We start from the raw sequence: 18,259 nt of genomic DNA, 5'->3' as shown, positions 1-18,259 counted from the left end.
AAGGAAAGTCCGATGTCCGCTCCGTTCTTGCGTACCACCCTCGCTGCCGTTCTCACCTGCTGCATCGCCTTGCCCGCCAGTGCCGCGCTCGACGCGCGCATCCAGACCGCCGCGGAGCAGGCCAAGGCGCCGACGCTCACGTTGCTGGAGCGGTTGGTGAACATCGACTCGGGGTCCGGCTACGCGCCCGGCCTGACCGAGGTGGGCAAGCTCGTCAGCGCGGAATTGCAGAAACTCGGCGCCACGGTGCAAGAGGTGCCCAACACCGCGCCGGACAAGAGCCAGCACCTGGTGGCGACGCTCAAGGGCAGCGGCAAGGCCAAGATCCTCTTGCTGGCGCACATGGATACGGTGTTCAAGGAAGGCACGGCCAAGGCCCGGCCGTATCGTACCGATGAAAAACGCGCCTATGGCCCGGGCGTGTCCGACGACAAGGGTGGCATCGTGGTCGCCCTGGCGGCGCTGCAGATTCTCAAGGCCCTCGACTTCAAGGACTACGGGCAGATCACCCTGTTGCTGGATGCCAGCGAAGAGACCGGCTCCCAGGCCGCTACCGAGCTGATCGCCAGCACCGCCAAACAGCACGACGTGGTGCTGAATCTGGAGCCGGGGCGGCCGGCCGATGGCCTGGTAGTGTGGCGCAAGGGCAGCGCCACCGCCGTGGTGGAGGTCAAGGGCAAGTCGTCTCATGCCGGCGTTTCCCCGGAACTGGGGCGTAACGCCGCCACCGAGGTGGCGCACCAGGTACTGCAACTGGGCAACCTGGGCGATGCGGAGAAGAAGACTTCGGTCAATTTCACGGTGATCGAAGCGGGTGACCGCATCAATGTGATTCCCGATCACGCCGTCGCCAAGGCCGACGTTCGCGCCGCGCTGCCCGAAGAATTCGACCGGGTGGAAAAGGACCTGGCGCGGATCGCCGCCAACAAGCGGATTGCCGACACCGAGGTGACCACGCGGCTGGAGCGTGGCCTGCCGCCGATGCCGCAGACCGCAGCGAGCGATCGGCTGCTGGCCACGGCCCAGGGCATCTATGGCGAGCTGGGCCGCACCCTGACCGTCGAGGGCAGTGGCGGCGCCGCGGATGCCAGCATCGCAGCGGGTGCCGGCGTACCGACCCTGGACGGCTTCGGCATCGTCGGCGGCAAGCTGCATACCCCCGAGGAATACGTGGAACTGGACAGCGTGACACCGCGCATCTATCTGCTCACGCGGATGCTGGTGGAGCTGTCCAAGGGGCAGTAACTGCCGAAGCGGCTCAGGACCCCTGGGTGCTGCAGGTCAGCGCCTGGGGCTGGCGATCAGGGCGCGCAGTTGCCCGCCTTGGTGAAGCCTGCCGCCTTCGCCTCGGCTTCGGAGGCGAACTTGACCTGGTTCTTCGGCGACACCTGGGCGTAGCTCGGGCAGCCTTGCGGCAGGTGATAGACGTGACTGTTGCGGTTGCCGATGATCGCGCCCTGGCTGGCCGCGGCGGGGCTATCGGTCTTGGCCGGTGCTGAGGGCGTTGACGGCGCTGGCTTGGCCGCCGGCAGAGGACTGACGATGCCGTCACCAACCGGCTGGTAGCCCAGCGTCCAGTGTCGCTCGCCGGACACGAAGGGGTTGCCATGGCCCATCACCGCGGCGATGCGACTATCCCGTTCGCGCTCCCAAGCGGTGACCGGTTGCTGCTTGTCCCAGGCCATGAGCAGTTGCTGTTGCTGGCGCGACATGTTCAGGCCGTAGCGATCGAACATATAGAAGGTGACCCGGGCGACCAGACCCTTGACCTCGTCGCGCGGTTCGGCGGCGCGTTCCTGGAAGTCGATCTTCGTCGTGCACCGGCCGTATTGCGGTTGCACGCCCTGGGCCATGCCGTAGTTGAAATTGGCCCGGTCCCCATTCACCTCGCCCACGGCGGGGTAGAGGTTGAAGAGGTCGGCCTCCATGGCGCGGAACACCGGGTCATCCGCCACGCAGTGTTCGCGACCGCCGTTCTGCCAGCATTGGCGCTGATGACCGAAGGTCCAGGCCGGCACGATGTGCTCCCACTCGGTGCGTTCGCCGCGGGTTTCCTGCTTGCGCGCCTGGAAACCGCAGGAGGCGGCATCGACCCGTCCGCCGGATTTGCCGACCCACTCCCACTTGCAGCCGCAATAGAGGTCGCCCTGGGCGCTGGTGTTCTGATCGAAATAGACTTTTTGTCTGGCGATTACCTTGGCCTCGACAAAGGTATCGGGCGCCGCGGCGAGCGCGGAGGAGGCCACCAGTGTGGCCAGGAGAAGCGAAAGCAAAAGGCGCATGTATCTTCACAGCTCGATTAGGGCGCCGAATTGTATAGCTTTTGCCTCGCTGATAGCGGGTGCAGGGTACGGAAGTCTCGGGGAGACGCTCTAGCGCGGGGGGCGGTACAGCACCGGGTCGAAACTCAGCTTTCAGTAACAATGAGATTCGCTAAGATTTGTGAACCAAATCTCAAAACCTTGTCTGATGACGCAGTCTGCACTTCTGTCCGGAGTTTTCTATGAATGGCCCCAACCCCTGCTGTGATCTGGGCGGCATGAGCACCTCGGTGCTGGAAGATGAGCTGGCCGAGCGCAAGACGCGTTTGGCCGAGGCCCAGGCCGATGCGCAGCGCCAGTTCCTGTCCTATGCGGACGACCACGCCTGCATCGCCGTCCTGGAGCGGGCCCTGGCCAAGGCCTATCGGTTTTTCTAACGGTCCGCATGCCGACCCGTGGCGTGCGCTACTGGCCCAATAGCCTTGGATTCTGGTGGCGGAAGGGGCCGTTACAGGCGCCCCCTTGGCCAGCACAGCGGTGACCGCCGCGCTTCGGTACCGGGTCGAAAGACGCCTCAATTCTGGTTGTAGCAGCCGTTGCCAGACACCAGGTAGTCCAGCTCGTGCTCCCGGCCGGCGTGATCCAGGTAATCGAGGCGGGCCGGCACGATTCCGCAGTGGGCGTCGAGGTCGGTCTGGCTGACGACCTTGGCGACGTCGAGCGGGACGAAGAAGCCGGGCTTGTCGTGAACCATGGCGGGATGATCGGGAGCAGCCAGGGCGGAGCCGGTGGCGAGCAGGCCGAAGAGGCCGAGCAGCAGCGCTTTCATGGAGAGTCCTCTTGAAGGGGTGGGTAGCTATTCGCTGACCGGGCCACTCTAGGAGGACAGGGGGGACACCAGCCTGACCGGCGGATGACAAATCGGTCATGGAGGTTGTCGCCTGGTCGCGCAGAAGGCCAAGAGATCCGCGCGGACCTCTTACCAGGCGCCCAACGCTCAGACCGAGCAGTCCAGCGCCTTGCCCGGCACCCGGCGCCGTCCGCAGGACAGCATGACGATCACCAGGACGCAGCCGATGAGGATGGCCCCTGAGGACAGCACGAAGAGGCTGCGCCGGTCGTTACCTTCGATGATCAGGCCCAGCAGGGTCGGCGCCGCCGCGGCCGAGGCGACCTGCACCACGCCGACCAGCTTGGTCAGGCGACCGCTCGGATCGTGGGTTACGACCGACGACATGTAGTAGGACAGCGCCAGGTTCCAGCCGAAGTTCATCAGGAACACCGCGAGCATTAGATCCGCCGCCGTGTGGATGCGCGTGGCCAGCAGGTAGATGGCGCCAAGTACGGCCAGGGAGCCGGTGAGGATCATCGGCACGCGACCCAGATGTCGCCCGGCCACGCTGGGCAGGGCCGCGCCGGGCAGGCCGCCGAGCAGGCCGATGCTGATCGCCCAGCCGATGTCGACCGGGGCTACCCCGGCATCGCTGGCGATGCCTTCGACGAAGCCCCACAGCGAATAGATCGACAGCTGCAGGAACAGCATGCCGAGCAGCGAGCAGACGCCGATCACCGTCAGGCCGGATCGCAGCGGCAGGCGGGCGACCTGTCGCTCTTGCGGACTCTGCCTGGCCGGCAGGCAGAGGCTCATGAGGCAGACCAGGGCGAACCAGGCCGCCAGGTAGTAGATCGACCCGGCGAAACCCTGCCATTGGGCGATCATCGGCATGATCACCGCGCTGCTGGCGAACAGGGCGGTCTGCACGAACAGTAGGATGCCGAACGACCTGTCCTGCCCCGGCATGCTGCCCAGCCAGTAGATGGCATAGGAATAGAGCACGCCCGAGCAGAGGCCGGAGAGACCGCGCAGTGCCAGCAGCGGATCGAGAGTGGTGACCCCAGCGGTCGCGGTGTTGGCGAACAGCAGCAGCAGGGCCACGCTCAAGGCGAGGGTGCGCGGGCCGAGAACGCAGATGAGCGGCAGGTACAGCAGCGTTCCGACGACTGAGCCGCACATCTCGACGGACAGGGTCCAGCTCTGCTGCGCCAGGGTCAGGCCCAGGCGTTCGGTCAGCAGGCCGATGAAGATCGGCTGCACGCCGATGACGAGGATCGAGGCGGCGGCGATAGCGATGCACGCGGCGCGTACCAGGGTCTGGTTGGCGATGGTCATGGTCATGGTCATGGTCATGGTCATTTACCTGCCGGCTCGGCCACCGGATGGCCTGCCGCTTCAGTGAAAAGCCTTGATGCGATAGGGGTGGGCGGTTAGGCGAGGCGATAGCAATGGATGGCGACCTGGTCGATGGCGGGATAATCCACTTTGCCGATCATCACGCTGCGGGTCAGCCAGTCGAGCCTGCCGCAGGCCACCTGGAAGCGCGGCGAGCAGCTGCACCGGTAGTCCTCCTCAGCGATGGGCCAGATGCCCTGGTCGACCTGCGCGTGCCCTCTGTCACTGAAGGTGATCACGCCGGTGTTGTGGATGTTGATCCACTCGCCCTGATCGCTGAGCAGGCTGTAGCGCGCGTCCAGCTCACCCACGCCGTCGCTGCGCAGCAGATAGAAATCCGCGCCGCCGGCGACCACGTCGCCGCGCACGTTCAGGCCCTCGAAATGCCCGCCGGTGATCCGATAGTTGCTGCGCTGGCCATCCGTGCAGGCGCCCAGGCCATCGGCCGGATCTATGAGGACATGAAGGCTCAGTACCCATTCCAGCGTCGGTACGGCGATTCCGGTCGTTGTCTTGGTATTCATCACGCTCTCCTGTGCCCCCGGGGGGCAGTGGTGGCTGGTGGTCAGTAGCGATAGGTGAAGTACAGCTCGAGGGCGCTGAAACGTTCGCTGTCGCCGAACGCCTGGCGGGCGGCCGATCTGGCCTGCACCCAGTTGTACGAGAGCGAGCCGTAAAACTGCCGGTTGGGCGTCCAGTCCAGATACACCGAGGTCTCGTCGGCGAAGCGCCGATCGCTGACCGCGGCGCCGCGGAAGTTGGCCTGGTCGAGCCAGAACTGGTAGTGGATGACGCCGAGGGTGAGGGTGTCGTTGAGGCGGTTCTTCAGCGAGAACTGCTGGACGCGCTCGTTGCTGTTGAACAGCAGGTAATTGCCCACCACGTCGCCGATCAGCCAGGTACTCCAGTCCGTGAAGCCCTTGCTCAGCGGATCCCAGGCTTTCTGGCGGTTGTCGGTCGGGTTGTCGTCGCCGGAGAAGACCGCGTAGCGATAGCCAAGGGCGGGGGTGAAGGGCAGATCCTGGAACTGGTAGTCGGCCTGTGCGTACCAGGCCCTGGCGTCGTAGGTCAGGGCACCGTTACCGCCGCGCTGCACCGCGTATTCCCCGTTGAGGGTCAGGTTCGGCAGGCCCGGCAGGTGACCGCGCAAGGCCCGCAGGTTGTACACCCGCATGCCATCGCGGCGGACTGCGGTGCTGTCGCTGTTGGCCAGGGTGTCGACCGTCATGGCCAGGGCGCCGAGGGTGACCTGGCCGTCGAGGTCGTAATCCAGGTTGGCGCCCCTCAGGCGGAAGTCGCCGTAGTGATCGTCGGTGCGCAGGGTGAAGGCTTGCGCCTGGGCCGGACCCCGGCTCCACGCCAGGATCGCCGAGTCGCGAAAGGCGGTACGCGGACCGAGCCAGTAGGCGCCATCGCCGAACAGATCGAGATTGCCGTCCATGACGATGAAGCCGGTGCCGACCATGAAGTTCTGGCGGCCGGCGGTAAATTTCCAGTCGCCCAACTGCACCCCGGCGTAGCCTTCTTCGGGGGCGAAACGGCCGTCCGAACGACGGGTGAAGCCACCGGCATCCCCGTCGCCAAGGGTGGTGGCGCCGACCACCGAGCCACCGGCGAGCAGATGGAGCCTGTCGCCGAGCGAATAGTCGAGGGTGACGCCGGGTTTGACGTAGACCTCCTGCCAGGCGCTGCGGCTGCCGTCGTTCTGGCCGCTGCGGGCATCCACGCGCCCGGCACCGAAGTTGACGCCCCGGGTGGTGATGGAACCGGCGCCCACCGTCAGGTTGAGGTCACCTTTGAGATTCTCGTAATCGAACGCATAGCCCGCCAGGGCCGGCTGGCTGGCCAGCGGCAGGCTGAGCGCCAGCAGCACGCCGGGAAGGCGCTTGGTTGTGCACATGTGGAGCTCCTGACTATTTTTCTTGTATTACAGGGCAGTGAAGGATGGCCAAGGCGACCACCGGATACCTGACAGCGCAGGTGGGAGCGCTGGCGAACCGGCGCTCTTCGATCTCGTTAGGGGTGGATCAGCCGCACAACCGGGCGGCTATGGCGCGCAGCAGGCGCACGGTATCGATGTCCAGTTCGGTGACCGCCTCGGGCAGCGACGACTGCTTGACGATCACCACCTCCGAGGCGAAGTCGACGAACAGGTACTGGCCGTGGATACCGCTGGCCATGAGGGCCGGGCTATGGTCGTTGAAGACGTACCACTGGCTGCGATAGGAGGCGCCTGGGGTCCAGTCGGAGAAGTCCTGGTGCACGCCATAGACGGCCGGATCCCCGCCGGCCGCAATGGCCTCGATCACCGCCTGGTCGATGACCTGCTGGCCATCGACCACACCGCCATTGGCCAGCATCAGGCCGAAGCGGCCCATGTCGCGCAGGGTGGCGTTGAAGCCGGCGCCGGCGACACTGCGACCCCAGGGATCGGCCATGAAGTAGGCATCGCGCTCGCAGCCGAGTTGCTGCCATACCCGCTGCAACTGCTCGGCGCAGCCCAGGCCGCTGGCGCGCTCCATCACCCAGGCCAGCACCTCGGTGGTGGCGGTCACGTAGTGGAAGTGACCGCCGTGCTCGCCTCTTTTGCGCAGCGACGGCAGGTACTGGTACAGCGACTCGTACTGGGCGTACGCGGGCAGGGCCGGCTTGAAGCCACAGGCGTAGCCGTACTGGGAGCTTTCCGAGGTGGGATCGTCGTAGAGCTCGGTGTAGTGGGCGCCCACGGCCATGTCGAGCAACTGGCGGACGCTGGCGTCGCCGAAGGCGCTGCCGGCCAGTTCCGGCACATAGTGCTGGGTCAGCGCCTGGGCATCGAGCACGCCATCGTGGATGAGTTGCTCGCCGAGCACCCCGATCAGCGACTTGGTGACCGAGAACATGATGTGGCGGTCGGTAGCGACCTGGCCGTTGAAGTAGCGCTCGTACACCACCCGGCCCTGGTGCAGCACCAGAAAGCCGTCGGTCTTGCTGGCTTGCAGATGGTCGAGGGCGCTGACGCTGCGGCCGCAGCTGCTCGCGAATCTCAGTGCTTCGAGGGCCTCGGGTGCATGGGCCAGCACCCTGTCCGGTCGCGGTCCGGCCGCCACCTCGATGGTAGGGCGCAGGCGCGCCAGATTGCGGAAGCCCCAGCGATTGAACGGCGGTGACATCCAGTTGGCCCAGGTCACGCGCCGGTCCGGCTCGGCCGGAAAACCCTGCATCAGTACGGGCTCTTGTTCTTGTTGGTCGTACATCTCGCTGACTTCCCGACTCCGGGAAACCAGGGAGCGATCGAGGCTCTGGTTCATCAGACTCATCCTGGCAGTGGCCCTGCGTAGAGCAGGTACGAGAAAATAATTAACCCTGTTAATTTCTTTAGTCAATAAAATATTTTCATTGCCGAAGCCTAGCCAGCTATCCTCTCGGGTACCTAAGGAACCAGGAGCGACGGTGAGCGGGCTACGCGAACGTCAGAAGGAATCACGCCGCACCGCCATCTCGGCCGCGGCGGTCATGCTGTTCCAGCGCCAGGGCTTTCGCGAGACCACGGTCGAGCAGATCGCCCGCGAGGCCGGGGTCTCCGCGCCCACGGTGTTCAAGTATTTCGGCAGCAAGCACGAGATCATCCTGGAGATGATCAAGGAGTCCGATCGCCGCGCCCTGATCGACGTGCGCCGGCACATCCGCGACTTCGCGGATCCCGTCGAGGCGCTCTGCCATCTGGAGCACCTCCTCGTCAGCTACGCACTGGAGGTGCTGCCCGCCGCGCTCTGGCGCGAACTGCTGCCGCTGGTGCTGGTGGGGGGCGACAGCGGTCTGCCCCAGGCCTACCGGCAGATGAACCGCGGCCTGCAGGGCGAGATCGCCAGTGTGCTGCACGAGCTGCAGGCCGCCGGCAAGCTGCGCGCCGATCTGGACGTGGAGCTGGCGGCCTTTCTACTCAACGATTACTCGCACCTGCAACTGCTGCGCCTGACGGCCAGTGACGAGATGGATCGGGAGGGACATGCCGCCAACGTGCGCAACACCACGCGCCTGATCTTCGAGGGCATGCGCGCGGTGCCGGGTTGCAGCGCCAGCGACTTGAATCAGGGTTAGACGGGTGGCGCCAGCGGTTCAGCGGATAACGTCCGCGATCGCCGCAGACACGTAGGCGAGCTTTTCCTCGGTCAGGCCCGCCAAGCACAGGCGGCCATTGTCGACCAGATAGATCCCATGATCCTGACGGAGCCGCAGCACCTGCGCCCGGGTGAGATGCGTATAGGAAAACAGGCCCCGGTGGCGACGGATGCGCTCGCCGAGTGGCAGGCCCGCCTCGACCAACGCCTGTGCCAGCGACTCGCGCATGGCGGCGATGCGGGTACGCATGGCGTCCACCTCGGTCCGCCAGAGATCGGCCAGTTCGCTGCCCAGGACCAGATCCACCAGCAGAGCGCCATGCCGCGGCGGACTCGAGTAATGCCGTCTCACCGTGGCTTGCAACTGCCCCAGGGCCTTGGACGCCAGTGGCGCAGAAGAGCAGACGACCGACAGGGTGCCCACCCGCTCGCCGTATAGCGAAAAGTTTTTCGAGAAGGAATAGCTCACCAGGAAGCTCAGACCCGCGCGCTCCATTTCCCTGATGGCGAAGACGTCCGCTTCCAGTCCTTCGCCGAAACCCTGGTAGGCACAGTCGACGAAGGCGATGAGTTCGCGTTCGGCCAGTACCTGGATAACCGCCAGCCACTGGGCGTTGGTCAGATCCAGTCCGGTGGGATTGTGACAGCAGGGATGGAGCAGGACGATGCCGTGCCGGGGGAGGGTGCTGAGGGTGCCGAGCATGGCCTCGAAGGCGAGCTCGGCTGAGGCCGGCCGGCAATAGGGGTAGGTGCCGACGGTGAAGCCGGCCCCGGCGAAGAGGGCGAGGTGATTGTCCCAGGTCGGGTCGCTCACCCAGACCCCTGAATCCGGAAACCATTGACGCAGGAAGTCGGCACCGGTTCGCAGGGCGCCCGATCCGCCCAGGGTCTGGATGGTCGCGATCCGCCCCTCCGCCAGCGCCTGGCTCTGGTCACCGAACTGCAGGCGCTGAGCGTTCAGGCGATAAGCGTCGTGACCCGCCATGGGGAGATACATCGAAGGTGCCGGCGCTGCTTTTCTCAGCTGCTGTTCGGCCGCCGCCACCGCCTGCAGCACCGGTAACCTGCCCTGCGCATCCAGATAGACCCCGACACCCAGATTTACCTTTTCGGGTCGGGTGTCGTCCTGATAGGTCTTGATCAGCGACAGTATCGGGTCGCCCGGGTACTCGGCTAGGTGTTCGAACATGGTTGTACGGATATCCGATTGGCAGGGCAGGGTACGGCGACCTGGATCGAGGCGCTATTCATGGCATCGAGCCGAACGCACCGGGTACCTTTCGCCGACCTCAGCATGGATTTGCACAGGCATTTTCAGCTGTGCCTATAGTGAAAAGGCTAGCATGGGCCCGCTCACGCCAGGCGTAGCAGGTGAGCTGCGGAAAGGCCATATCAGCGGCGATTTCCATGCTTTCCGGCGGAGCGCAGGTCCGCAGCTCGATGCGGGTCTTCCATCTTGGACGTTGCCGCGCACGCCGTTATTGAAGGCTATTCAACAAGAAAGCTATCACTCAGGGTGGTTATGAATATCTCGGGTTTTTTGACGCTTGTAGGTTGCTATCTGCTGGGCTCTGGGATGACGAACGTCATAGGTGGCATTCCGGCCAGTGTCTTGGGGATCATCGTTCTGTTCACCCTGTTGATGCTCTTGCGCAGGGTGCCGGAAGGCGTGGAGACCATGGCGGGCAATCTGCTCAGGTACCTGCCTTTGATGCTCGTGGTGCCCGCGGTGGGAATCGTCGATTTCAGCAGTATCGAGGCCTCGGTCTGGTTACGCCTGGTGCTGGTCATCGCCCTGTCTCTGCTGGTCACCGTTCCCCTGTGCGGCTGGCTGCTGCAGTACCTGATCGGTAGAAACAAAGACCATGTCTGATCAAGCCCTGGCGCCCCTGCTGGCCTTGTCCCTGACGCTCGCGGCCTATCAGTTGGCGCTCGTGCTGCAACAGCGCCTGCGCCTGATCATGCTGCAACCCGTGCTGATCACCACGGCGATCGTCGCCACCGTGCTCTGGGTCGGGGGGATTCCCTACGAGACGTATCGCGGCGCCAGCGGGATGCTCTCGATGCTGCTCGGGCCCACCACCGTAGGCCTGGCCGTTCCGCTCTACAAGAACTTCCCGCGCGTGGTGGCGCTCTGCAAGCCGCTGCTGATAACCCTCACGGTAGGGGGCGTCGTGGGCGTTTCCCTGACCCTGGCGTTGGGCTGGCTGTTTGGCTTGTCGGAGACCCTGCTGATGAGCCTGGTGCCGAAGTCGGTCACCATGCCGATCGCCTTGCCGCTGGCGGATCATTTCGGTGGCATCGCGCCCTTGACCGCCGTAATCGTGATGCTGACCGGCGTCATCAGCACCACGCTGGCGCTGCCGCTGCTCAAGGTCTTCAAGGTGGAAGATCCCGCGGCTCGCGGCTTGACCCTGGGCATGAACGGCCATGCCATCGGCACGGCCCATGCCTTGCGCGAGGGCCAGGAAACGGCAGCCTTCTCGGCGCTGGGCATGATTCTGTTGGGCATCGTCACCGCGCTGGTGCTGCCTCTGGTGCTGGGCTTCTAGGTTGCAGGTAGGGCAGGCTCGCCGGGGCCTGCCTGGCGCGGAGAGCCCAAGCCAACCGCCTTGGACGCGGCATCAACTGCCGCTCAGTCATCATTCTCGACACTTCGTGCAATAACCATTGCCAGCCCAGACCCTGTCCGGAAGATGATGGCGATAGGCCAGTCGGTGTGCGGCAGCCGTGCTTACAAGGACAGACGTGATGGGCATGGAAGACAACGAATCTCAGACCCCGCTCCAGCGGCTGGGGCAGCTGAATCTGACCAGGCTCATGGAGCAGGCTCGCATCGATCGAGACTTCATGAGTCGAGTGGTGACCGTACTGGAAGAGTGCGGTGTCGATGATCGTACCGACGAAGAAAACAGCCTGCTCGAATGGGCGCGTGCCTACCAACGGCGGCCGGGTAAAGACACTGGCGGATAGGCGGCTTCACACAGCGCCTGTCATTCCACTCGCGCCCGTGCATCTCGGTCTGGCAATGCAGCTCGGGATGTCTGTCACGACGTTTCGCCGGCTCCTCGTCCGGGACCCGGTGAAAGGTCGAGTCGACAAGGGCGGTGAGTCAGGATTGGCGGGTACCGTCGCATGAGCTGCCGTTGGTGACTGAGTCCAGTTCCAAGGGCGCCAGCAAGGCGGTTTCCGCCACCAGGTCGGCAACTCTCTGATTGAGATCATGTACCGCCTGCAGCACGGCTCGGACGTCCGGGTCATCGCAGTCGACCTGGCTCAGCTGACTGGCGTTTTCCTGGAGTTGGCGATGAAGGCCAAGTAGCGCTTCGCGGGCTTGGCCTTGGGGATCAGGGTGCATGATCAGGTCTCGAACATCGGTCAGGTAAATGGCACCAGGCCACTATGATTCGCCCGTTCGAATATCGCAATAATCATTTGGGCGATGTCGCTGAATTTCGACAAGTGGCTGGCGCGCCACGATCTTCACAGCCTGGGTGGCCCCTGGCTTGACGTGCCGAAGGATAGGACTGATGACTCACACGCCTGGTGAAAGCGCCCAATCGTGACGTCGGGCCGCAGTGACAGCGCGATGCTGTTCTCCAGCCGATCTGATGTCAGGCGCCGCGCTGGCCGATGAAGGAAGCCAGCTTTCTTCAATATGGCTGTCTTGCTCTCCGAGGATGCGCTACGACGCAAGTGGCACGCGGTCAGGTACCGGTGAACGCTGAGCCGCGGTCAGCTCAGGAACAGTCAGATTGATTTCGAAGACCAACTGCCGATGCGGACACGCAAGCGGGCCAAGATCGACTGACCTGCTGGCGGAGATTCGCCAGCCCAGCTTAGGGACGTCGATGGCCCGGTGCAGCGTGACAGGACTGTCTAAGAGATCAACACCGATGCCGGCGGCTTGCAGAAGACCCAAGGCCAGCGAGGCGGCAGTTCATAATGTGGCAGCGGTAGGGGGGGACCGAGAGAGCGTCGATCTTCTACGACCTTCCATGGCGATCGACGCAGCCTCTGTCGAAGGGGTTGTCAGAAGCGAAATGCCTGACGACCGATCAATAGCCACTGGCCATTCTGCTTCTGCCAGATCTGAAAATTCTCGATTTCAGTTGGCACGACTTTTCCGCTGTTTACAGCCTGGGCCGAGAAGTGATTGCGAACCAGCGCGACATCCCCCGACAGGGTGATCTTCTGGTTGAGCATCTTCAGTTCGTTGAACGCGCTCTTCCCCGTTTCGATGTCGGCGATGAACGCCTGCTTGTCCTGAATGTTGCCGCTTGAATGCCCATACGTCAGGTTGTCAGCGGTCAGTGCCTTGAGTTGCGCTATGTCCTTGTGCCACATGGCTTGGGTCAGCTTGTCCACGGCGGCAGCTACGTCACTTTCATCATGGGGAGCGGCGGCGACATAACCGGTGAACAGGCAGAGGAAGCCTACCAGGAGCGTCAGCTTTTTCATGTCGAGATTCCTTTGTTGTAGTTATTGGAACGAAGCGAGGCGTCGTCGATGATTTTGTTTGTCCGTCATCGTACAACTAAATTAATTCTGCCTGCCTGACAGGCGTGAATGCAACCGCTCGTAACTCGCCATCCCGGGGTGCGCGGTGATGTGATAGGGCGCATGGGTGAAGATGAGTTCGCTGTCGCTTCGACATGCAGCGATCGCACCGACGCAGCGGTCATTATCCAACGTCTGCTCCATAGCCCGAAGGCGCCTTTCGACAACCACGGCGCGGATGTGCGGGTCGCCGCGTCGATTGGCATAAGCCGCTCGGGGCCAGGGGCGGCAATAGCCAGGGGGCGCGTAACGGATCGTACGAGGTTCACGATCGGGCGACGGACTCCATCGACTGACCGGCGCCTGCGTTTGCGCTTCGGTCGAGTGACGTCCTGCGGTCCATGGCATGAGCCGAGCCGTCAGCACGAACCTGCACACCGAACGGTGGGACGGTTTCATCGCCAAGCCGCGACTCATGGCGCGTGCCCTCAAATGAAGCCACGCAGCGGGTACTCGACGATGAGATACAGCCGATCAAGGTCTCGCCCGTCCTGGGCGTCGTTGCCTCGGTGACTCACGTGGGAAAGCGTCACCCGCAGATCCTTGGCCGCGCCCTGCTGGACCCGGTAACGCAGGTCGAGATCTCGCTCCCAGTGGCGTCCGCCCGCCTCCAGTGAACGGGCATAGGCGCTGTCAGCACTGGTATGGGTACTGTCGATGCCCCGACCGCTGACGTACCGCGCCATCACACTCAAGCCGGGATGACCGAATACCGCGAGATCCAGATCGTACCGCGCCTGCCAGGACCGCTCGCCGGCACCGTTGAAATCGGCGTATTTGACCGAGTTCGCCAGGTAGATAGAGTCGCCACCCACGAAGTCGAAAGGGGTCCGTCCTTCGACCCGTTGGTAAGCCAGGGTGAACGTCTGAGCACCGATGCGATGGCTGCCTAGCAGGCTGTAAGCGAGCGTATCGATCGCGCCAGCGGTGGCAGATCCCTGGTCCCGCGTACGGTAGGCGTTGGCCTCCAGCGTCCAGCGGGCATCGCTCATCCTGAGGTTGAGATAGTCCTGCCGCCAACGGTCATCCAGTTGTGCGGCGTAAAGGGCAGCGCTGAACGTCCGGGTGACGGCGAAGCGCGCGCCGACGAGGCTGACGGCACTACCGCGGGTAGAGACTCCTGCTCCTTCCAGATCGTCATGAGAAGAGCGACCAGCCTGATTCTTGAAGCCTGTGAAGTGTCCAAGTTGCAGCTGCATGTCCGGTCGCGGCGTACCCTCGAGCATCCATCCGGTGGCGTATTCCGGTTGCAGGCGCTTGTCAGCCGTATCGAAAACGGGCGTCTCGACCATCATTTCGCCATAACGAAGTTGATAGGTCCCCATTCGGACTTTCAAGGCTCCACCAGCGGACGCGTAATTCCCACTACGCCCCTTGCCATCGACCGGCAGCAGTCCAGTACCCGTGTGTCCGCGGCCGCCATCGAGCTTCAGTCCAAGGAAACCATGTACATCGAAACCCACGCCAAGCACCCCGTCGGTGTAGCCGGAGCGCAGCTCGCCGATGACGCCCTGCGCCCATTCCTGCTGATAGCTCTGCTGGCCGGGACCGACCTCGTCGCGCAGGTCGCTGTGCAGGAAGTAGTTGCGCAGCAAGACATCCCAGCTTGCGGGAGCGGGTGTTTCGGCCGCGGCGGCGGACTGGCCAGTGGCCGTTGCCAGCAACAGACCCAGCAGCCAGCCTCGCAGGACCGAACCCTGCCAGCGCTTTCCCAGGTAACGATGCCCGAGCACTCGACTACCGGTCGCCACTGCGGTGGAGGGGGCTGACGGCAGGTTTGCCGTGTGCAGGTGGCGGTCGAGTAAGGCTGCGGCGGCGCTCATGGGTATTCCTTATGAACGAACGGAAGGGCTATCGCGGACGAAGGGGAAGAGGGCGGCGGAAGGGCTGGCGCGCTATGGGGTGTCAGCGCTGAGCCAGGGATTCAGCGCGCGGGTGGCCAGCGGCATGAAGAGGTACACCACCAGCACCACGATGCTCAGAGTGATCAGCAGGTTGCTCATCAGGTAGCCGGCGAGCCAGGGGACGACGCCGAATACGGGTCGCCAGAGGGCGGGTACCAGCAGACTCAGGGGCAGAATGACCAGGAAGCTGACGACCACCTGTTTCCAGCGTGCAGGTGCCTGGTCGGCCTCCCAAGGCGCGAACCAGAAGTCCTTGCCGAGCTGGATTTCGGTGTTGTCGCCATCCTGCAGCCACGGGCGTGCCTGACTGACGAGCCACTGACGGGCAGAGGATTCGAGCCATAGCTGCAGGTGCTGCATCTCGTCGAAGCGCAACACCGAGGTGAAATCAAGGACATCTCCATGGCGTTCGCGGCCTACGTCCACCCCGAGGTGGCCCGGGAATTGACTGGCGGCCTCGATGGTCTGGTGCAGCCAGGTTTCGTAGCGCTGTTCGTGCTGCGGGTGGACCTGATGGCGCACGACCAGGGTCGCGGTAGTGGAAGAGGGATTCATGAGTAGGACTCCTGCCTGGGCAATGGAAGTGCCAGCACCGCCCGAGACGGTGGGGCTGGCAGTGGCTCAGACGGCCGCGGCGACCGGTGCCAGGGTGGGGCCGTGAGCGACACGCTCGGGGGCCTTGTGCACCATGGTGTAGGCATAGTCGACACCCATGCCGTAGGCGCCGGAATGCTCCTTCACCAGGCCCATGACGGCGTCATAGGTGTCGCGGTTCTTCCAGTCGCGCTGCCATTCCAGCAGGACCTGCTGCCAGGTCACCGGGATCACGCCGGCCTGGATCATGCGCTGCATAGCGTAGTCGTGAGCGGCCTGGGTGGTGCCGCCCGAGGCGTCGGCGACCATGTAGATCTCGTAGCCCGCGTCATGCATGGCGGAGAGGGCGAAGGTGGTGTTGCACACCTCCGTCCAGAGGCCGGAGACGATGATCTTGTTGCGGCCATTACGCTTGAGCGCATCGCGCACCTTCTGGTCGTCCCAGGAGTTCATCGAGGTGCGCTCGAGCAGCGGCGCCTCAGGGAACACGGCGAGCAATTCGGGATAGGTGTGGCCGGAGAAGCTTTCGGTTTCGACCGTCGTGAAGATGGTGGGCACGTTGAAGATCTTGGCGGCCTTGGCCAGGCCGACGGTGTTGTTCTTCAGCGTCTGGCGATCGATGCTCTGGACGCCGAAGGCCATTTGCGGCTGCTGGTCGATGAAGATCAGCTGGCTGTTCAGGGGAGTTAGGACTTCGGTTTTGGAGTTGTTCATGGCTTCACCTATCGATTGAGTGTGGTTTGGGCTGTGCTCCGTGCGGCGATCTCGGCGGCTCGCCCTCAAGGGGGCGACGGCCTCGTTCGCAGCGGTTGTGACCGGAACTGGTATCCAAGGTAAGGGATCGATCGAGGCTGTGCTTGTGCACTTTTGCACCTTTGAAAGCGCAAATTTGCGCCATAAAAATCGTCAGTGCGCTGCTAGGGTTTGGCCTTCCAATCACCCGGATTCCGCATCGCGAATCCACTTTCCGCGAGGAACAGGCAATGGCAGCAGCACACTTGAAGGACAAGGACACGGCGTACTGGGGCGTACCGTGGGAGCAGGCCTACGGCTATCCGCAGGCCCGTAGGGTGGGTGACGAAATCTTCGTCTCAGGGCAGTTCAATCATGACGCAGACGGCAATCTGGTAGCGCCCGCACCGCTGGACAGCGAGGGTCGCCCCAGCGATTTTTCCACCATGGGCGAGCAGATGCGCACCGCCTACGACAACATCGCCAGACTGCTCGCGCTCTATGGCGCAAGCCTGGAAGACGTGGTCGAGGAAACTCTCTATGTGCTGGACATGGACGCCGCCTTTGCCGTCGTCGGTAAGGTGCGCAAGGCGGCCTACGGTTGTGAGGCGCCGCGCTGCGCCAGCAACATCATTGGTGTTTCGAGGTTGGCCCAGCGCCCGCAGCTGATCGAGATCGCCTGCCGGGCGGTGATTGGCAGTCGCGCGTGCTAGGTAGAGGCTTCGCTGTCTTCGAGCGCAGTGGCAAACGGGCGCTGACCTTCCACCAGCGCCTTCTGCTCGGCTACCGCCGCCGCACAGAACGCCATGAAGGCCTTTACCCGCCAGGACTTGCGGATGTCCTGATGAGTCAGCAGCCAGAGTTCGTCGTTGAGCTCTGGCACCACCGGCCCCACGCGCACCAGACCGGGCGTGCTGTCGCCCAGCATGCAGGGCAGAAAGCCGAAACCCAGCCCTGCCACGATGGCCGCACTGGCGGCGGCGACCGAATCAGTCCGGTAGGAGACGTCCTCAGGGGCAACTCGGCATTCCAGGTAGGCAGCCGCCTTGAGGTTGGCCAGGGCGGAGGCGTAGGACACCCAGGCCTGGCCGGCCGCATAGGGATCCTCCTGCCGCACCCTGTTGCGACTGCCATAGGCGGCCCAGGCAATGGTGGCCAGCCTGCGACCGACCAGGCTGTCGGCGGGCTTCCTGGTGGCCCGGATCGCGATGTCGGACTCGTCCCGTGCCAGACTCAAGGTCTGATTCCCCACCAGCACCTCGATGGTCATGCCATCGTTCGCCGCCTTGAAGTCGGCGATGATCGGGGTCAGGAAGTACAGCAGCAGCGAGTCGCTGGTGGTGATCCGCAGTTTGCCCAGTGGACCCTGTGCAGCGCGGGAGACACGTCGTGCGACGCTGACGATATCCAGTTCGACCCGCTCGCCCAAGGCACGCAGTTCCTCGCCTTCGACCGTCAGCTGATAGCCGGAGCGACGGTGGTCGAACAACGCGACGCCCAGGGTTTTCTCCACCTGCGCCACTCGCCGGGAAACGGTTGAGACGTTGATGCCCAGTTTCTTGGCGGTAGCCGCACGGTTGCCGGACTCGCTGAGCGCCTTGATGATGCGCAGGTCATCCCAGGACAGCTGGTTGACCGCGGCCCCCGCGTCCCAGCGCGCTATCCTCGGGTCGGGTTGGCTTGAAGAAGCCGGTTTTGCTGAAGCGTCCACACCGGAGGTTTCCGTCTGCTGTTGACGGGCATCATACGAAAAAGGGTGCTGCGGAACCAAGGTGACAACCAAGGGGGTAGATCTTCCAACAGAGGATCAGTCCATACGCGTGGGGCCATCCAGCATTCGGCATCTACGCGGGTTGCCGCGCGCTTCTGCAGCTTCGA

The 18,259-nt window shown here is 63.9% G+C and carries 20 protein-coding genes; 7 read left to right on the top strand and 13 right to left on the bottom strand.

The features are described from left to right. Nucleotides 1-12: 12 nt before the first annotated feature. Nucleotides 13-1,245 (top strand): glutamate carboxypeptidase, encoded by a 1,233-nt coding sequence (locus FEZ61_RS06545; RefSeq protein WP_064309028.1) that lies wholly within the window; start codon nucleotides 13-15, stop codon nucleotides 1,243-1,245. Between the two features lie 56 nt (nucleotides 1,246-1,301). On the opposite strand, the gene FEZ61_RS06540 is transcribed toward FEZ61_RS06545, so the two are convergent. After that, on the bottom strand, nucleotides 1,302-2,273 hold the full coding sequence (locus FEZ61_RS06540; RefSeq protein ID WP_026083883.1) for an endonuclease: 972 nt from the start codon (nucleotides 2,271-2,273) through the stop codon (nucleotides 1,302-1,304). Between the two features lie 230 nt (nucleotides 2,274-2,503). Here FEZ61_RS06540 and FEZ61_RS06535 point away from each other — a divergent pair, with 230 nt between their 5' ends. Then, on the top strand, nucleotides 2,504-2,698 hold the full coding sequence (locus tag FEZ61_RS06535; RefSeq protein WP_017641404.1) for a hypothetical protein: 195 nt from the start codon (nucleotides 2,504-2,506) through the stop codon (nucleotides 2,696-2,698). A 137-nt stretch (nucleotides 2,699-2,835) separates the two neighbouring features. Here the strand turns inward: FEZ61_RS06535 and FEZ61_RS06530 are convergent, their stop codons facing one another. From FEZ61_RS06530 to FEZ61_RS06510, 5 genes are all read right to left on the bottom strand, one after another. Next, nucleotides 2,836-3,090, bottom strand: a complete 255-nt coding sequence (locus FEZ61_RS06530; RefSeq protein ID WP_173147881.1) for a DUF2790 domain-containing protein — start codon at nucleotides 3,088-3,090, stop codon at nucleotides 2,836-2,838. A gap of 168 nt (nucleotides 3,091-3,258) precedes the next feature. Further along, a complete protein-coding gene (locus FEZ61_RS06525) occupies nucleotides 3,259-4,449 on the bottom strand; it encodes an MFS transporter (RefSeq protein ID WP_242455103.1) in 1,191 nt (396 codons plus the stop codon). A 77-nt stretch (nucleotides 4,450-4,526) separates the two neighbouring features. Then, a complete protein-coding gene (locus tag FEZ61_RS06520; protein ID WP_173147879.1) occupies nucleotides 4,527-5,015 on the bottom strand; it encodes a DUF3237 domain-containing protein in 489 nt (162 codons plus the stop codon). 41 nt (nucleotides 5,016-5,056) lie between these two features. Further along, nucleotides 5,057-6,391 (bottom strand): alginate export family protein, encoded by a 1,335-nt coding sequence (locus FEZ61_RS06515; protein ID WP_173147877.1) that lies wholly within the window; start codon nucleotides 6,389-6,391, stop codon nucleotides 5,057-5,059. Nucleotides 6,392-6,518: 127 nt separating this feature from the next. After that, entirely contained in the window at nucleotides 6,519-7,727 is a 1,209-nt protein-coding gene (locus FEZ61_RS06510) for a serine hydrolase (RefSeq protein ID WP_242455116.1), read from the bottom strand. 196 nt (nucleotides 7,728-7,923) lie between these two features. On the opposite strand from FEZ61_RS06510, the gene FEZ61_RS06505 reads away from it, so the two are divergent. Further along, on the top strand, nucleotides 7,924-8,571 hold the full coding sequence (locus tag FEZ61_RS06505; protein WP_173147873.1) for a TetR family transcriptional regulator: 648 nt from the start codon (nucleotides 7,924-7,926) through the stop codon (nucleotides 8,569-8,571). An 18-nt stretch (nucleotides 8,572-8,589) separates the two neighbouring features. On the opposite strand, the gene FEZ61_RS06500 is transcribed toward FEZ61_RS06505, so the two are convergent. Beyond that, nucleotides 8,590-9,780 carry an amino acid aminotransferase gene (locus FEZ61_RS06500; protein ID WP_173147871.1) on the bottom strand — a complete coding sequence of 397 codons (1,191 nt, stop codon included), beginning with the start codon at nucleotides 9,778-9,780 and terminating at the stop codon, nucleotides 8,590-8,592. A gap of 333 nt (nucleotides 9,781-10,113) precedes the next feature. Between FEZ61_RS06500 and FEZ61_RS06495 the strand changes: the two genes are divergently transcribed. The 3 genes from FEZ61_RS06495 to FEZ61_RS06485 all read left to right on the top strand — a co-directional run bounded on the left by FEZ61_RS06495 (nucleotide 10,114) and on the right by FEZ61_RS06485 (nucleotide 11,564). Next, complete coding sequence (locus tag FEZ61_RS06495; RefSeq protein ID WP_274601654.1) at nucleotides 10,114-10,464, top strand: CidA/LrgA family protein; 351 nt, start codon at nucleotides 10,114-10,116, stop codon at nucleotides 10,462-10,464. Beyond that, complete coding sequence (locus FEZ61_RS06490) at nucleotides 10,457-11,143, top strand: LrgB family protein (RefSeq protein ID WP_064309034.1); 687 nt, start codon at nucleotides 10,457-10,459, stop codon at nucleotides 11,141-11,143. The genes FEZ61_RS06495 and FEZ61_RS06490 overlap by 8 nt, the downstream gene beginning before the upstream one ends. A 205-nt stretch (nucleotides 11,144-11,348) precedes the next feature. Beyond that, complete coding sequence (locus FEZ61_RS06485) at nucleotides 11,349-11,564, top strand: hypothetical protein (protein WP_231893098.1); 216 nt, start codon at nucleotides 11,349-11,351, stop codon at nucleotides 11,562-11,564. 139 nt (nucleotides 11,565-11,703) lie between these two features. Here the strand turns inward: FEZ61_RS06485 and FEZ61_RS06480 are convergent, their stop codons facing one another. The 5 genes from FEZ61_RS06480 to FEZ61_RS06455 form a co-directional block, all read right to left on the bottom strand. After that, nucleotides 11,704-11,949 (bottom strand): hypothetical protein, encoded by a 246-nt coding sequence (locus FEZ61_RS06480; RefSeq protein WP_064309036.1) that lies wholly within the window; start codon nucleotides 11,947-11,949, stop codon nucleotides 11,704-11,706. 674 nt (nucleotides 11,950-12,623) lie between these two features. Further along, entirely contained in the window at nucleotides 12,624-13,052 is a 429-nt protein-coding gene (locus FEZ61_RS06475) for a nuclear transport factor 2 family protein (RefSeq protein WP_064309037.1), read from the bottom strand. A gap of 527 nt (nucleotides 13,053-13,579) precedes the next feature. Beyond that, complete coding sequence (locus FEZ61_RS06465; RefSeq protein WP_173147865.1) at nucleotides 13,580-14,974, bottom strand: OprD family outer membrane porin; 1,395 nt, start codon at nucleotides 14,972-14,974, stop codon at nucleotides 13,580-13,582. A gap of 72 nt (nucleotides 14,975-15,046) precedes the next feature. Next, entirely contained in the window at nucleotides 15,047-15,610 is a 564-nt protein-coding gene (locus FEZ61_RS06460) for an antibiotic biosynthesis monooxygenase (RefSeq protein WP_173147863.1), read from the bottom strand. A 66-nt stretch (nucleotides 15,611-15,676) separates the two neighbouring features. After that, nucleotides 15,677-16,363 (bottom strand): hydrolase, encoded by a 687-nt coding sequence (locus FEZ61_RS06455; protein WP_173147861.1) that lies wholly within the window; start codon nucleotides 16,361-16,363, stop codon nucleotides 15,677-15,679. Nucleotides 16,364-16,632: 269 nt separating this feature from the next. Between FEZ61_RS06455 and FEZ61_RS06450 the strand changes: the two genes are divergently transcribed. Further along, on the top strand, nucleotides 16,633-17,094 hold the full coding sequence (locus FEZ61_RS06450) for a Rid family hydrolase (RefSeq protein ID WP_017641388.1): 462 nt from the start codon (nucleotides 16,633-16,635) through the stop codon (nucleotides 17,092-17,094). Here the strand turns inward: FEZ61_RS06450 and FEZ61_RS06445 are convergent. Further along, on the bottom strand, nucleotides 17,091-18,044 hold the full coding sequence (locus FEZ61_RS06445; protein WP_093252802.1) for a LysR family transcriptional regulator: 954 nt from the start codon (nucleotides 18,042-18,044) through the stop codon (nucleotides 17,091-17,093). The genes FEZ61_RS06450 and FEZ61_RS06445 overlap by 4 nt on opposite strands. Nucleotides 18,045-18,259 lie beyond the last annotated feature (215 nt).

It is taken from the genome of Pseudomonas sp. MS15a(2019) (assembly GCF_013277805.1).
GTDB classification, from domain to species: domain Bacteria; phylum Pseudomonadota; class Gammaproteobacteria; order Pseudomonadales; family Pseudomonadaceae; genus Chryseomonas; species Chryseomonas benzopyrenica.
The sequence above is the reverse complement of the archived record's forward strand: the minus strand, read 5'-3'. Positions and strand labels throughout refer to the sequence as shown.

Bases quoted from the DNA above. Each gene is read 5' to 3' on its own strand.
- FEZ61_RS06545 (WP_064309028.1), top strand. From the start codon at position 13: ATGTCCGCTCCGTTCTTGCGTACCACCCTCGCTGCCGTTCTCACCTGC.
- FEZ61_RS06535 (WP_017641404.1), top strand. From the start codon at position 2,504: ATGAATGGCCCCAACCCCTGCTGTGATCTGGGCGGCATGAGCACCTCG.
- FEZ61_RS06530 (WP_173147881.1), bottom strand. From the start codon at position 3,090: ATGAAAGCGCTGCTGCTCGGCCTCTTCGGCCTGCTCGCCACCGGCTCC.
- FEZ61_RS06525 (WP_242455103.1), bottom strand. From the start codon at position 4,449: ATGACCATGACCATGACCATGACCATCGCCAACCAGACCCTGGTACGC.
- FEZ61_RS06520 (WP_173147879.1), bottom strand. From the start codon at position 5,015: ATGAATACCAAGACAACGACCGGAATCGCCGTACCGACGCTGGAATGG.
- FEZ61_RS06515 (WP_173147877.1), bottom strand. From the start codon at position 6,391: ATGTGCACAACCAAGCGCCTTCCCGGCGTGCTGCTGGCGCTCAGCCTG.
- FEZ61_RS06510 (WP_242455116.1), bottom strand. From the start codon at position 7,727: ATGTACGACCAACAAGAACAAGAGCCCGTACTGATGCAGGGTTTTCCG.
- FEZ61_RS06500 (WP_173147871.1), bottom strand. From the start codon at position 9,780: ATGTTCGAACACCTAGCCGAGTACCCGGGCGACCCGATACTGTCGCTG.
- FEZ61_RS06495 (WP_274601654.1), top strand. From the start codon at position 10,114: ATGAATATCTCGGGTTTTTTGACGCTTGTAGGTTGCTATCTGCTGGGC.
- FEZ61_RS06490 (WP_064309034.1), top strand. From the start codon at position 10,457: ATGTCTGATCAAGCCCTGGCGCCCCTGCTGGCCTTGTCCCTGACGCTC.
- FEZ61_RS06485 (WP_231893098.1), top strand. From the start codon at position 11,349: ATGGAAGACAACGAATCTCAGACCCCGCTCCAGCGGCTGGGGCAGCTG.
- FEZ61_RS06480 (WP_064309036.1), bottom strand. From the start codon at position 11,949: ATGCACCCTGATCCCCAAGGCCAAGCCCGCGAAGCGCTACTTGGCCTT.
- FEZ61_RS06475 (WP_064309037.1), bottom strand. From the start codon at position 13,052: ATGAAAAAGCTGACGCTCCTGGTAGGCTTCCTCTGCCTGTTCACCGGT.
- FEZ61_RS06465 (WP_173147865.1), bottom strand. From the start codon at position 14,974: ATGAGCGCCGCCGCAGCCTTACTCGACCGCCACCTGCACACGGCAAAC.
- FEZ61_RS06460 (WP_173147863.1), bottom strand. From the start codon at position 15,610: ATGAATCCCTCTTCCACTACCGCGACCCTGGTCGTGCGCCATCAGGTC.
- FEZ61_RS06455 (WP_173147861.1), bottom strand. From the start codon at position 16,363: ATGAACAACTCCAAAACCGAAGTCCTAACTCCCCTGAACAGCCAGCTG.
- FEZ61_RS06450 (WP_017641388.1), top strand. From the start codon at position 16,633: ATGGCAGCAGCACACTTGAAGGACAAGGACACGGCGTACTGGGGCGTA.